Source organism: Mycobacterium sp. OAS707 (assembly GCF_014873705.1).
In the GTDB taxonomy this organism is placed as follows: Bacteria; Actinomycetota; Actinomycetes; order Mycobacteriales; family Mycobacteriaceae; genus Mycobacterium.
This window is the reverse complement of sequence record NZ_JADBDS010000001.1, coordinates 1,138,644-1,152,095: the sequence shown is the minus strand read 5'-3', so window position 1 is coordinate 1,152,095 and position 13,452 is coordinate 1,138,644. Positions and strand designations below refer to the sequence as shown.

Here is a 13,452-nt window from a genome sequence, read left to right as displayed (position 1 = left end):
TCGTTGTCGTTTCGGCCTGTGGGGCCGGTCACGAAAAGATTGCGGCCGAGGGCTTGGTGGATCCTTGGCAGATCCTTGAAGGTCGGATTCAGGCCCCGACCCGGGTTAGCTATAAGGATGAATAGACCAGGTAAAACTGTTCGAGTCGTTTGCCTGGTGCCGAAGTAGTTGGCAGCCGTGACGGGTTGCGGCGGCCGCGATCAGATCGTGACGTTCAGCGCTGCGGACGGCTGGGCGGCTTGTCCACGGCGACGAATTCCTGTTCGGGCCGTCCGGTCGTGCCGTACCGCAGCTGGATCTTGACCTCGCCCGAATTGGCCAGTGTCGACAAATACCGTTGCGCAGTGGCCCGCGATACGCCGATCTCGGCGGAGAGCTCAGCCGATGACATCGGCTGGCCTGCCGCGCGCAGCGAGTCCAGCACCAACTGCTTGGTGGGGGAGGCCACGGCGGTCGGGGACTGGGCAGGAGCGATGCGGGGGCGCAGGGCATCCAGTGCCGAATCCACCTCGGCTCCACCAAGATTGGTGCCCGACAGAATTTTGCGGTAGCGCGTATAGCCCGACAACCGTGCGACGAGATCGGTGGGCGCGAACGGCTTGACGAGGTAGCTCAATGCTCCTGCCGCGATCGCGGCCCGAATCGTCGGGGCGTCGGTCGCTGCGCTCAAAACCATGCTGTCGCAACGCAAGTCGCGAACAAAGTCAATTCCTGACCCATCGGGCAGGTAGACGTCGACCAGGGCCAGATCGACAGGGTCGGCCTTCTGGGCGGCGGCGAGTGTGGTCGCCGTCGTCGTGACCGTGAAGCCCGGTAACGCGTTGACGATACCCGCGTGCATGTTGGCGACTCGGAAGTCGTCGTCGACGACGAGCACGGTCAGTTCTGAGCCACCCATTGGGCTTCCTCCTTCGCCATGACGCCCGGCAATCGGGCGATGAATTCTGCGCCGCACAGCTGAGCGTCCGGGTTGCCCGGGCTGGACAGCCGGATATCGCCACTCAGCGCGCGGCTGATCTGTCGAGCCAACGCCATCCCGATGCCACGGCCGCCGGGTATCCCGGATTCCGGCTTCGTCGACGCGCCTTCGGTGAACACGTGCTCGACGAAATCGGGGGCGACACCGTCTCCGGTGTCGGCGACCGTGATGTGTAGCGTCGAACCATCCTGCAGCAGTTCGACTTCCACCACCTTGGCCTGGCTGGCACCTGTTCTGGCAGCGTCGATGGCATTGTCGACCAGATTGCCCAGCACGGTTGTCACGTCGACGGGCAGCGCGAGCCGACCTGGCACCCAGGTGTTCTCGCCGAGGGTCAGCGTCACCCCGGCTTCGCGGGCCGAAGCAGCCTTCGCCGCCAGGAACGCCTGCAGGAAGGCATCGCGGACGTTTTCGATGCCAGGCACCGCCGATCCCAGCGGGCCCGACCCCAACAACTCCTCCACGTAGGAAGCGGCCTCCTCGGTATGGCCACCGTGGAGCAGACCGTTGATCAGGTGCAGCCGATTGGCGAATTCGTGGCGTTGGGCGCGTAGCACTGTGCTCATCAGCTGCACGGCGTCGAGTTGGCGGGTCAGCGATTCGACGTCGGTGCGATCGCGCACCACCAACACCGTTCCCAGATCGCGGCCTTCACGCGCCACACGTCGCGCCGAGACCACCACAATGCGATCGCCGACGGTCGCAATCGTCGGCGTCGGATCGGCCGAACGAAACACCTCGAGCACCCTTGGCGTCAGACCGACTTCTTCCACCGGCCTGCCCACCTCGCTGCTGACGTCCAGTAGGCGGCAGGCCTTCTCGTTGACGAAAGTTGTCTTCCAATGGGTGTCGACGGCGAGCACACCCTCGTCGATGCCGTGCAGAACTGCCGACTGACCGCGTATCAACTCGGCCATCTCGGAGGGCTGCAACCCCATCGTCAGGCCTCGCCACCGCCTGGCGAGGAACACGGAGCCCACGACACCGATGAGCAATGCCAAGCCCACCAGAGCCGACGCCGTCCGGACGTCAGCCCACAACTGCTGATGAACAGCGGCGGTGGAGATGCCGACACTGACCTCGCCGATGACCCGGTTCGAATCCGGCGCGTACACAGGTACTTTCGCGCCAACCGATCTCCCGAGCGGGCCGGATTCCCTCGTCACGACCTCGTGGCCGGCCAGCGCCTGGGAGGGATCGGTGCTGACGTGTTTACCGAGTTCATCGCGATTGGGATGCGACAGCCGGATGCCCTGATTGTTGGTGATCACCACGAACAACACGCTGGTGCGCTGCTGGATTTCGGTGGCCAATTGCTGCAACTGCCCGCTCGCCAACTGGTCGGTGAGCTCGGGGCTTGGTGTCAACAGTGCATTCTCATAGCGCGCGACGTCGACGCGGACCGCGGGGGCGAACGCGATGGCACGCGCCATGTCCAGGGAACGGTCCTCGTATTGGGCAGCGAGTCGCTGGTGGCTCATGAAGGCCAGCAGCCCGCCCGCGATGCCCAGCGTGAGCGTCACCACGGCCACTTGCAGCAACAGCACCTGGGTAGCGAGCCGCACGTCTATGTGCAGCTTTCGCGCCATGGGCAGAGAGTACGCGTCCGGCTGAGCATAATGAGCAAAACTCCGAAGCCCGAACACTTGCCATGGCACCGACGCCTTTAGGGCGACGCCCCGATCAGCCTCGCCAGCTCACCATCGAGCGGATACGCCTTTTCCGGCGGCAACAGCGCCTGCGCTCCCTCGACGTCTCCGCGACGCAAGCATTCAGATATCTTGTGCGCCAACGAGGTCAGATCGCGGATCTCGACAGTCCAGTCGTTGACGTAGCGGCCGATGATGTCGCGTGACAGACCCACTTGGATGCTGCGATGGTCCAGTTTCTCGTCGCGCACCGAGTACTCGGGATCCCACTGCACGCGAACGACCGCGTGAGCAAAAGCATCCCGCCACTGCTCATGGCTGCCGTACACCCTGGGGTCGGGAGTCGTCAGCACCGCCTGCGACAGCGCCTCCTCCCAACCGGCGCGCGTGATGCGCACAGCAAGGGCGTGTTCCTGGCCGGGTTTGCTCGCCCAGCCGCTGCGGTGCATCAGCCACCGAAAGGACGGCTTGATCCACGTCATCCTGCTGAGGCTGTACGGAGCAACGAACCGCTGGGCCGCCACCGCCGCCTTGGCGATCGCAGGCCGGTACGCCTGGTAGACAACGATGGTCTCGCTGTCGTAGTCCGCTCGGATGTCGAATTCGCCCATAGTGCAGTACCACGTTAGGCCGGTGAACTGCGATTGCTGCGATGAAATGCGGCGCCACCGCTGCTCCGTCCCGCATAGGTTGCAAAAGGCGCCGGCCGCAAAATGCCGTTCTGGCCGGTGAACGGCGCATGGGTAAATCCAGGTCAGCGCTGCTTGCCGGGGTCCTCCGTCGGGGTGCAAGTCTTTGCGTAGGCAATGTCAGCACACACGACACACCGACCACATCCGTCGCATGCGCCACTTTGTCGGTCAAGATCATGATCGAGCAAAGGTAGGTGGATTTGACCTCCGCTTCGCGCGGACCGACCTCAAGGGTGGACCGTGGGCCTAAGAAGACGCCGGGGGTATCGCCGAGCACTGATTACCACCGCAATAGCGGTACTGGTCGGCTTGGTGTGCACGACAACGATCAGCAAGGACCTCGTACACAACCGTCCGCGCGATGTTTTCGTGGAGATGGCGGCCACCATCAACCCGGCGCCGACAACCACCGGCATTGCCGATTCGGACGTCTGGGGGCAAGACCAGGCGGGCGTCGACAAGACGATGGACATGATCAAGGCGACCAACGTCTCCGCCGTGCGGTTGCTGATCCCCTGGGCGGCAGTCGAAGCCACGCAGGGAACGTTGGACTGGACCAGCATCGACAAGACGGTGAACTCGGCCGCGGCCCGAAACATCGCCGTCGTCGGCATGGTCAACTCGACGCCACGGTGGGCCGTGGTGTCGGGAGGGCAGTACCTCAGTTCACGTCCCGCGTCGCCGGCCGCCTATGCCGACTTCGTCGCGAAATTCGTGCAGCGCTATGCGGGAAAGATCGCGGCCGTCGAGATATGGAATGAACCCAACTCGGTGACGTTCTGGACGCCGACGCCCGACCCGGCGGCCTACACCGAGCTGCTCAAGGCCGCCTATCCAAAGGTCAAAGCGGTCGATCCGTCGGTCGTCGTGGTGAGCGCGGGGCTCGGTGCCATTCAAAGCTTCGGGTCGGTCACCATCAACCCCGTCGCGTACCTGACCCAGATGTACGCCGCAGGCGCTAAACCGTACTTCGACGCAATGTCGTTCCACCCCTACCTGTACACGCTCAACTTCTCCGGCGGCGTCGGCAAGGCGAATTCACCGCTGCAGCAGCTGATGGACATGCGGCAGGTCATGATCGCCAACGGCGATGCCAACAAGAAGATCTGGGCAACCGAATACGGCCAGCCCGCGTCCAGCGGCGGTGAGACCAAAGAGAACGATTACATCGCCGACATCCTGTTGAAGTGGCAGGAGATGCCCTACACGGGCCCGATGTTCATCTACACCACACGAGATCGTCAGACGGGCAGCACCAGCGCCCAGTCGACATTCGGCATCTTCCGGACTGACTGGACGCCCAAGACCGCTCAGCAGACGGTGAAGGCCGGCGCATCGGGCGCCATTGCGAAATCGGCCGAATATCAGCAGTTCTCGACGGTTACCGACTCCGCACTGGGCACTGTGCTGTCTCCGGTGTACAAGACCACCGACGGAGTCTGGGGCCAGGTGCGCACGGTCAGCACCGTCTTCCAGACTACGAGCGGATTCATCAGTTCACCCAATCCCGTTGCGTTCAAGGCGGGTTCGTATCTGCTCAGCCCGATCGGGCCGTTCGCCAACGGCTGGCAGGACTTCAACAAGTCGACTGGGCTGCGGGTGTGGTATTCGCAGGCGACGGGTGCGCATTCCGCGGCAGGTCACACCGCGAAGGTGTGGGTACCGGAGTTGGGCTTGGCCATCAGCGACGAAAGCGGCGGCCCAACAGGTACCACGACGGAATTCCAGTACGGCAAGATCACCTGGAGCCCGCTTGCCGGCGCGAAGATCATCTGGGCCGACGGCCACGGCCCGGGCACGACGCCGACATCCACCACGACAACGACAACCACCACCACGATCCCGACCACGACAACGCCGGTGACGACGACGCCTCCTGTCACCACGACGACGACACCGCCGACAACCACGCCACCGGCCGGCAATCCGCTCGTGGCCATACTGGCCCTGCTCAGCGGTCTCCTTGGGTCACTCGGCGGAAAGTGAAAATTTCAATGTCGACGACGAGATCGCGGATCTGCGTGCGCATCACATCATCGGCGAAACCGCGCTCAACGCGTAAAACCTAGGCGGCGTTACTCGTTGAACCTTGCGAGCTCGAGTCGGCCGGTTTCGGGTCGCTCGAACTCGGTGTGGTCGTCGGCTTCTTCGGACTGAAGAACCCCTTGATCGAATCGGCGATCTGCGTCAACGGGTTCTTCTTGGCCGTCGTGGTCTTGGTGGTGGTATCCGGCGTGACCTTGTTGCCGTCTCCGGTGACCGCGCTGAGCGTCGGTCCAGAGGTGTCCGGGGTGGCGACCGGCGGTTCGGTCGTGGTCGTTGCCGCCTCGGAGAGCTGTTGCCCCTGCGGCGGATCGTCGGCAGGTGGAGCCTTCTGCTCCCCGGGCTCCGACTTCGCGGCGATCGACGGCGAGTTCGTCGTCGACAACGGCGAGGGCAACGAACCGGGGATCGACTCGACACCGGTGACGAGGTTGGTCACGCCCTGCCCGATCGCGCCGGGGACGCCGGCAACGGTTTCGAGCACCTTTCCTGGCGGTGTGATCAACGAGAACTGAACGGGCTTCTCGGGATTCAGGTTCGCCCGATCGGTGTAGCCCATGTCCACGAGCAACCGCACCAGCGGCTCGACGGCGCCCAGCGCCGGTTCGGTGAGTGGCGTCAATTGCAGAATGCCCGCGATCTGCCGCACGGGTGCGAACAGGGGCAGGTGCTCGGCCTTGACGAACACATACGTGTCCGTCACCGGATGACCGTTCACCATGTGCGTCACGGGCTTTATCAAGACGTTCGGATCGTTCGTCGTGTTGGTCAGCGGGTCGTAGTCGACGCTGTCGTAGTACTGGTCAGGGTGGACGTACATGACCGCGACAAGGCTGTTGGCGAGGGACAGCGGGTTGAAGTACGCAGGGAAATCGGCGTACGGGTCATACTCGTCCGTCACGTATGTGGTGTTGTATTCCGACGGTGCCGCGGCCCCGTTCGACGAGACGAAGAATGGGATGTTCAACCCAGGGAACCGGCTGAAGATGCCGCCGTTTGGGACATTCGGTGACGCGATCATCACCCAGAGCAACCCCGGCTTCGTCGGATCGTTGGTCGGGTTCAGCGGCGGCGCGCCGGGGTCAGACGGATCAAGATTGCGTCGCACCTTCTCCGCGACGACGGTGCCCTCCGAGTAGCCGACCACCATCAGGAACTGACCGGAGTTGTCGGTGATCGCGTCGGCCAGCACCGGAACTCCGGCATTCGTGCTGTTGTCGATGTCGAAGCCCGCCGGATAGTGGATCGGAATGTAGCTGAACGTCGGCGGGAGCACGTTGCCCTGGAGTTTGTTCGGGATGTTGACCGAGTCGGGGTCGCCGCGCCCGCCGATGCCGATGGTGGCAGCTGTCAGGTCCACCTGGGGGATGTCTGCCGTGTAGTTGGTCGCATGACCGAACACGAGCGTCGTCGACACCGCTGCCGCCATCGTTCCGAGGTAGATCACCGAGGGTGTCCTCCGTCGGCGTCGCGCCGTCCGGTTCGACGAGAACGCTGGACGATTCTTGGAATGGCGATGCTTTGCCACGAAGGCCCCCTCACGGTCGCCTGAAATCCCGACCCGGCTCGAACGCTAGCGCACAGCCATGGGAATTGGCGGAAAATTCGCCGCGAAATGTTCGATCGTCGCCCTTAGCTGGAACGATCTTGGGAAGTTAGCTTGTCCACCACAGCGCTCTGCAGCAGCGACCAGTAGCGCTGCTCGCGCTCGGTCAGGTCGTTCGACGTGACCGCGCCGAACGCGGCGGCGTCGCGAGCGAACCGGACAGGGGCTTCCGGCAGCGCATCCGGACCCTCGAGCCGAAAGCAGCTCGGCGCCAGGGGGCCGAAGAGCAGGGCGCGGCGCAGCTGCGGCCACCTGTCTGGACTGGGGTCGACGCCTGCCGCTCGCGCGAAGGCCAGTGCCACCAGGTTCATCCGCGTCTTCTGTGGCATGCCGCGCCGCGACCGATACGCGTCGATGGCTGTCCGCTGGCGGTCCGCACTCGGCGCAGCAATTGTGTTGGCCCACGTGTACGCGATCCAGCGTGCCTGCAACTCGAGCGGGACGAAGTATCCGCCGGACTGCTCCCACATGCCGACGAAGGCCAGCCCCGGCAAGTCGGGATGAAACGTGAAGCGGTCGGCGTCCAGATGCACCGTGTCGAGGTCGAGGACCGCGCGGGTGCGCTCGTCCAGAAACGGCAGGTGCAGGTCGAACCCGGTGCCGAACACGATGCCGTCGAACTCCTCGGCGGTCCCATCGGCGAAAGTCACGACGTCGCCGGCAACTTTGGTCAGCCACGGCCGTACGGTGATCAAACCCTCGGCGACGAGGGGGAGATAGTGCTGGGACAGGGTGACGCCTGCGGCGAAGAGGGACGGGGCAGGCGCGGGCGCCCCGTACTGCTCGGGACTTCCGCCCGCCTCGACGACGATCTCTTTCAGTTGCCGGTCGATCTCCGCTGCGGGGAGGTATTCGCTCGCGACGGCGTTGTACCACGTGAACATCCGATGATCGGAAGGGACGCCCGCTGCGAATTTCGGCAGCACGTATCGCTGACGACGCTGAGTGACGACGACGCGCGCCGCGCCGAGTTGGGCGAGCTCGCTGGCGATTTCCATGGCGCTGATCGCGCCGCCTGCCACCAACACTCGTTGCCCGCGGAAGAGCGCGGGCCCGCGGTAGTGGTATGTGGAACTCACACCGGCCGGGCCGGTGAACGTGTCAAGTCCGGGAATTGTTGGGAGAGAAGGGGATTGGAATCTACCGGTAGCCACGACCACACGATCGAAGTCCTCGGTCGCGCCCGAATGGTGCACCAGCCAGGTGGCGTCGCCTCGACTGAGAAGCTCGACGTGAGTGCCGAACCGGATGCGCGAGACAAGATCGAACGTCTCGGCATAGCGATGCAGATAGGCGAGGACGTCCCTGGCTGACGGGTAGACGACGTCGCTGCCGTGGTCGAGATCGCTGAACGCCGTCAGGATTCGGCTGGTGTTGGTGTGCATGGTCGGCCACACGCCGCTGCGGCCGTCCAGCCCGGTCCACTGGCCGCCAAGCATCGGCGCCTGCTCGAAGACCGTCGGCGCGAAGCCCTTGGACAGCAGCCAGCGCGCCGCCACCAACCCGCCGGGTCCGGCACCGATCACCGCGACGCTTGCCGCCATCGGCGAACTGTCGCACATGAAGTGACGACGCCGTGCGAAAGTGAGTAATGGCCAGGTTGAGGTTCGGATACTTCATCGCACCGTTCCACCGCGCGGGCACCAACCCGACGTTGGCATTGCAGCGCGACCTCGAATTCGCCGAGCATCTCGACGCGGTCGGCTTCGACGAGGTCTGGTACGGCGAACACCATTCGGCAGGCAGCGAGATCATCAGCTCGCCCGAGATCTTCATCGCCGCAGCAGCCGAACGGGCGAAGCGGATCCGATTCGGCACCGGGGTCATCTCGCTCGCGTACCACAACCCGCTCTGGGTGGCCGACCGGTTGATGCTGCTCGACCACCTCACCCATGGCCGCATCATCGGCGGGATGGGGCCGGGCTCGCTGCCCAGCGACAGCGCAATGATCGGTTTGACGCCGACCGATACGCGCGAGCTGCTGGAGACCAACCTCGACATCGTGGTGCGGCTGCTGGCGGGGGAGACCGTTTCGGCGAAAACCCCAACGCACGAATTGATCGACGCGCGACTGCAACTCGCGCCGTATTCCGACGGCGGCATTCCGCTTGCCGTGGCGGCGGTGGCCTCGCCGACAGGCGCGCGACTGGCAGGTAAGCACGGCATCGGCCTGCTGTCGATCGGCGCGACGCTCGTGGTCGACGGCTTCGATGCGCTCGCATTTCACTGGGGGATCGTGGAAGAGCGAGCGGGCGTGTTCGGTACGCGGGTCGACCGCAACAATTGGACGTTGGTCGGGCCGATGCACATCGCCGAGACGGAGGAGCAGGCCCGCGCCGATGTGCGGTTCGGAATCGGGCCCTGGTTTCGGTACTTCCAGAAGGTCGCCGCGTTCCCACAGATGACCATGCCTGGAGATCAGGTCGACGAGATGGTCGACATCATCAACGCCGCGGGAGCCGGCGTCATCGGTACGCCCGAACAGGCGCGCGCGCAGGTGCAGCGGCTGTGGGATCAGTCAGGAGGGTTCGGCTGCTTCCTGCAGATGGGTCATGAGTGGGCGAACCCGGCGGCGACGAAGCGGTCCGCCGAGCTGTTCGCCGCCGAGGTGATACCGCACTTTCAGGGGCAGGCGCAGCCGACGCTGGACGCGGCGACGCGAGCCAGCGACGTGCGTGACGACCTGGCCCAGACGCAGCTTCAGGCGATCGACCACATGACGAAGAAGTATCAGGACGAGATCGACGCCAAGTGAGTCTCGACGGTCAGCGGCCGGCCGCTGCGATCATGTCGAGGATCTGTCTGGGACCTAGCGGCGAGCCGGAGATTCGTACGCCGAGCGGCGCCAGAGCGTCGGCGACGGCGTTGATGACCGCGGCGGGCGACGCGATCGCGCCACCTTCTCCCATTCCCTTGACTCCCAACGGGTTTGGGGCAGGGGACTCGATATGGCCGACCTCGATCGTCGGCACCTCGCACGCGGTCGGCAGTAGGTAGTCGACGAAGGTGCTGGTAAGCGGATTGCCGTCGTCGTCGTAGACCATGTGCTCGTAGAGCACCCCGCCAATTCCCTGGACCACACCGCCGAAGACCTGGCCCTCGACCACCTTTGGATTGATCATGCGTCCGCAGTCCTCGCTGACGACGTAGCGCAGGATGCTCACCCGGCCCGTGTCGACGTCGACCTCACATGTGCAGATGTGGCATGCGTTGGAAAACGTGAATGGCGGCGCTTTGAAGCGGTGCGACGCCTCGAGTCCTGGCGTCGTGCCGGGTCCGAGCATGTCCGGATTGTGGTACGCCATTTGGCCGACGTCGGCGAAGCTCATTCCCTTGGTGGCCGTGCCGCGGACGAACACCCGGCTGTTGTCGATCTCGAGGTCCTCGACGGACGCCTCCAGGGCGTCCGCGGCGATCTCGAGCAATTTCGTCCGGAGTTCGGTGCTGGCCGCGGCGACCGCGTTGCCGATGAGGACCGCGCTGCGACTGCCGCCGGTTCCCGCTCCCCACGGGGTGGCTGCCGTGTCACCCTGGATGACGTTGACGTCCTCCGGGGCGCAACCCAGGTGTTCGGCGACCACCTGCTTCATGGTCGTCACGACACTCATCCCGGTGCTCGAGCTGCCAACCGCCGCCGTCACCTTGCCGGTGTAGTCCATGCGGATTTCCGCCGCCTCGGTAGCCATCGAGCCGACTGCGATTCCCGATGGCTCCACGCACAGGCTGATTCCGATGCCGAGGTAGCGGCCCTGTTCCAGGGCGGCCTGCTGCTCGGCCCGGAAGCCGTCGTAGTCGATCATCGACGCCGCCTGCTCGAGTGTCTCGGCCGGGGTGATCGATTCGAAGCACAACATGCTGGGCAACGTGTAGGGCAGATCGTCGGCCCGAATCACGTTGCGGCGGCGCAGTTCAAGCGGATCGACACCGAGTTGGCGGGCCGCGGTGTCCATCAACTGCTCGATGCCCACCGCATACATCAGGAAGGGGCCGCGGTACGGGGCCTTGCCGCAGGTGTTGGTGTACACGGTCTGGCTGGCGAAGCCGATCTTCGGAATCTTGTACGCATTCGTGAGGAACGGGGCGATAAAGGCGCCCATGCCGCTGGACCCCATCGTCTGGTAGGCCCCGATGTTCTCGATGTATTCGCCTTGGATAGCGGTGATGTTGCCGTCGCTGTCCACTGCTATCGAGAGATCCATTCGCTCGTCGCGGGCGTGCGCTGCCGCGGTCAGGTTCTCGCGGCGGTCCTCGATCCAGCGCACTGGGCGGCCGAGCAGCTTGGCGGCCAGTACCACTGCCCACTCGTCGCGCATGATCGCCATCTTCTGACCGAACCCGCCGCCGACGTCCGGTTGCACCACCCGTATTTGATTGGTGCCGATGCCGAGCAGACCGGCGATCATGCTCTGTACCCCGTACACGCTTTGAGTGCCGCTCCACACGGTCAGCTCATCGCTGTACGGGTCGCAGTCCGCGATGATGCCACGGCACTCCATCGGTGCTTGCACGTAGCGATGCATGACGATGGTGTCTTTGACCATGTGCGCTGCGTCGGCGAACGCTTGCGCTAGATCTGGGTCACCGAACAACGGAATGACCTGGGGAGTGTTGGTGCCGATCTCCGGATGAACCAATGCGCCGTTGCCGTTGCGCGCCGCGTCGACGTCGAGCACCGGCTCCTGCGGCTCGATGTCGATGTCGATCAGCTCGACGGCGTCCTCTGCGAGGTAGCGATTTTCGGCGATCACGATTGCGATCGGGTCACCCACAAAGCGGACGTCGTTTTCGGCGAGGCAGTACTTCGGCGGGAACGGTCCCTCCGGCAGCCCGGCCACCGCGGTCTCGTGCACCAAAGGGTTGAGGTCGGCGGCGGTGTACACAGCGCGGACCCCTGGCGCCGACCTGGCAGCCTCGACGTCGAGACTGACGATGCGGCCACGGGCGACCTCACTACGAAGGAAGGCCGCGTCGGAGGCGCCGGGGACCACGACGTCGGCGATGTAGCGGCCGCGTCCTGCCAGCAAGCGCGGATCTTCCGAGCGTGCAACAGCCTGTCCCATGAATCGCCCGGCGGTCATGACGAACTCCCGTTGTTCGCTGCGCGCTTCACCGCGGCGACGATGCCCTGATATCCCGTGCAGCGGCACAGGTTTCCAGACATTGCCTCGCGGATCTCCTCGTCAGACGGATTCGGATGCTCGGCGAGGAACGCATGGGCCGAAACCACGAAACCTGGTGTGCAGTAGCCGCATTGGAGGCCGTGTTCGGCTTGGAATGCCGCTTGGATTGGCGTGAGACCTCCCGCTGGGTCGGAAAGGCCTTCGATCGTGGTGACTTCGGCGTCGTTGGCCTGTGCGGCGAACATCAGGCAGGAACGCACCGCGTCGCCGTTGAACAACACGGTGCACGCGCCGCAGACGCCGTGTTCGCAGCCCAGATGTGTGCCGGTCAGACTCAGATCGTCGCGCAAGAAGTCCGCAAGCGTGCGCCGCGCCTCAACGGAGCGCGCGATTCGTTCACCGTTGACCGTCAGTGTCAGTGCAACTTCACGCATGTTTCGCCTCGTCGATTGCGGCCAAAAGTACCCGTGGCACAAGCATTTTGGCCATGCTCCTACGTTGTTCGCCCGTCGCGTGAAGATCGCCGGGCGGATCGAGTGTCGCCGCGACCTGCGCCCCGATGTCCGGCAGGTCGAGATCCTCCACTGCGGCGCCGGTGAGCGTCGCTTCGATGGCGCGGGCTCGCACCGGAACGCTGCCGACTCCGAACAGAGCCAGCGCCACCCGGTTCAACCGGTCGCCGTCGAGTTGGACTCCGCAGACGGCGCCGCACATGGCGAAGTCACCTGCGCGGCGGGCGACCTCGTCGACCGCCCACCCGGTGGTGCCGGACCACACCGGAAAGTGGGCCGCCACCAGCACCTCTTCGGGTTCCATGGCGGTTACCCACGTCGACATGAAGAAGTCGGCTGCGGAGACCTGGCGAGTGCCGTTTGGCCCGGCGATCTCGAGCGACGCGTCGAGGGCCGCCGCTACGGCGGGATACTCGGCGGCGGGGTCGGCATGTGCGAGTGAGCCGCCCAGGGTGCCGCGGTTGCGGATCTGGTAGTGCCCGATGTGCGACGTCGCCTTCGCCAGTAAGGGGACGGCGGCGGCGTCCCCGTTGCGCGCGATGGCGGCCTGGGGTGTCATGGCTCCCACGCGTATCGAGTCATCGACAGTTGTGATCCCGCGCAGGTCCTCGATCGCTTGCAGATCCACCAGCTGGTCGAATCGCGAAAGACGCAGCGACAGAAGGGGAATCAAGCTTTGTCCCCCAGCTAGCACCTTGGCCTCATCGCCGTACTGCTGCAGTATCGAGATCGCCTCGGAGAGTTCGCCGGGGCAGTGGTAGTCGAAAGGGGCTGGCTTCACGGGTGTGCCCGGCCACGAGCGAAGGTCTGCATAGGGTCCCCCGACCAAACTCAATTCTTGCCCGCGCCCA

The 13,452-nt window shown here is 64.8% G+C and carries 10 protein-coding genes; 2 read left to right on the top strand and 8 right to left on the bottom strand.

The genetic code is table 11. From position 1 onward, the window contains the following. Nucleotides 1-214: 214 nt before the first annotated feature. The 3 genes from GGC64_RS05660 to GGC64_RS05650 form a co-directional block, all read right to left on the bottom strand. Nucleotides 215-898 carry a response regulator gene (locus tag GGC64_RS05660; RefSeq protein WP_192721444.1) on the bottom strand — a complete coding sequence of 228 codons (684 nt, stop codon included), beginning with the start codon at nt 896-898 and terminating at the stop codon, nt 215-217. Continuing rightward, nucleotides 880-2,568, bottom strand: coding sequence for a sensor histidine kinase (locus GGC64_RS05655; protein WP_192721443.1), 1,689 nt, complete (start codon nt 2,566-2,568; stop codon nt 880-882). The genes GGC64_RS05660 and GGC64_RS05655 overlap by 19 nt, the downstream gene beginning before the upstream one ends. 77 nt (nt 2,569-2,645) lie before the next feature. Continuing rightward, complete coding sequence (locus tag GGC64_RS05650) at nt 2,646-3,239, bottom strand: DUF4291 domain-containing protein (protein ID WP_192721442.1); 594 nt, start codon at nt 3,237-3,239, stop codon at nt 2,646-2,648. 393 nt (nt 3,240-3,632) lie between these two features. On the opposite strand from GGC64_RS05650, the gene GGC64_RS05645 reads away from it, so the two are divergent. Then, the gene (locus GGC64_RS05645; protein ID WP_192721441.1) at nt 3,633-5,306 is read left to right on the top strand and encodes a cellulase family glycosylhydrolase; all 1,674 of its coding nucleotides are present in this window, start codon (nt 3,633-3,635) and stop codon (nt 5,304-5,306) included. 79 nt (nt 5,307-5,385) lie between these two features. Here the strand turns inward: GGC64_RS05645 and GGC64_RS05640 are convergent, their stop codons facing one another. Together GGC64_RS05640 and GGC64_RS05635 are read right to left on the bottom strand one after the other, a co-directional pair. Further along, nucleotides 5,386-6,810 (bottom strand): PE-PPE domain-containing protein, encoded by a 1,425-nt coding sequence (locus GGC64_RS05640; protein ID WP_192721440.1) that lies wholly within the window; start codon nt 6,808-6,810, stop codon nt 5,386-5,388. Nucleotides 6,811-6,995: 185 nt separating this feature from the next. Beyond that, nucleotides 6,996-8,513 (bottom strand): NAD(P)/FAD-dependent oxidoreductase, encoded by a 1,518-nt coding sequence (locus GGC64_RS05635; protein WP_192721439.1) that lies wholly within the window; start codon nt 8,511-8,513, stop codon nt 6,996-6,998. Between the two features lie 47 nt (nt 8,514-8,560). Between GGC64_RS05635 and GGC64_RS05630 the strand changes: the two genes are divergently transcribed. After that, a complete protein-coding gene (locus GGC64_RS05630) occupies nt 8,561-9,724 on the top strand; it encodes an LLM class flavin-dependent oxidoreductase (RefSeq protein ID WP_192721438.1) in 1,164 nt (387 codons plus the stop codon). Between the two features lie 10 nt (nt 9,725-9,734). Here GGC64_RS05630 and GGC64_RS05625 read toward each other — a convergent pair whose 3' ends face one another. Genes GGC64_RS05625 through GGC64_RS05615 form a run of 3 tightly spaced genes read right to left on the bottom strand, consistent with a single transcriptional unit; the run spans nt 9,735 to nt 13,382 of the window. Continuing rightward, nucleotides 9,735-12,047, bottom strand: coding sequence for a xanthine dehydrogenase family protein molybdopterin-binding subunit (locus GGC64_RS05625; RefSeq protein WP_192721437.1), 2,313 nt, complete (start codon nt 12,045-12,047; stop codon nt 9,735-9,737). Continuing rightward, on the bottom strand, nt 12,044-12,523 hold the full coding sequence (locus GGC64_RS05620; protein ID WP_192721436.1) for a (2Fe-2S)-binding protein: 480 nt from the start codon (nt 12,521-12,523) through the stop codon (nt 12,044-12,046). The genes GGC64_RS05625 and GGC64_RS05620 overlap by 4 nt, the downstream gene beginning before the upstream one ends. Further along, the gene (locus tag GGC64_RS05615; RefSeq protein WP_192721435.1) at nt 12,516-13,382 is read right to left on the bottom strand and encodes an FAD binding domain-containing protein; all 867 of its coding nucleotides are present in this window, start codon (nt 13,380-13,382) and stop codon (nt 12,516-12,518) included. The genes GGC64_RS05620 and GGC64_RS05615 overlap by 8 nt, the downstream gene beginning before the upstream one ends. Nucleotides 13,383-13,452 lie beyond the last annotated feature (70 nt).

What these genes read in the sequence shown, in the direction of transcription:
- GGC64_RS05620 (WP_192721436.1), bottom strand. Translation starts at nt 12,523, where the DNA reads ATGCGTGAAGTTGCACTGACACTGACGGTCAACGGTGAACGAATCGCG.
- GGC64_RS05650 (WP_192721442.1), bottom strand. Translation starts at nt 3,239, where the DNA reads ATGGGCGAATTCGACATCCGAGCGGACTACGACAGCGAGACCATCGTT.
- GGC64_RS05630 (WP_192721438.1), top strand. Translation starts at nt 8,561, where the DNA reads ATGGCCAGGTTGAGGTTCGGATACTTCATCGCACCGTTCCACCGCGCG.
- GGC64_RS05655 (WP_192721443.1), bottom strand. Translation starts at nt 2,568, where the DNA reads ATGGCGCGAAAGCTGCACATAGACGTGCGGCTCGCTACCCAGGTGCTG.
- GGC64_RS05660 (WP_192721444.1), bottom strand. Translation starts at nt 898, where the DNA reads ATGGGTGGCTCAGAACTGACCGTGCTCGTCGTCGACGACGACTTCCGA.
- GGC64_RS05635 (WP_192721439.1), bottom strand. Translation starts at nt 8,513, where the DNA reads ATGGCGGCAAGCGTCGCGGTGATCGGTGCCGGACCCGGCGGGTTGGTG.
- GGC64_RS05625 (WP_192721437.1), bottom strand. Translation starts at nt 12,047, where the DNA reads ATGACCGCCGGGCGATTCATGGGACAGGCTGTTGCACGCTCGGAAGAT.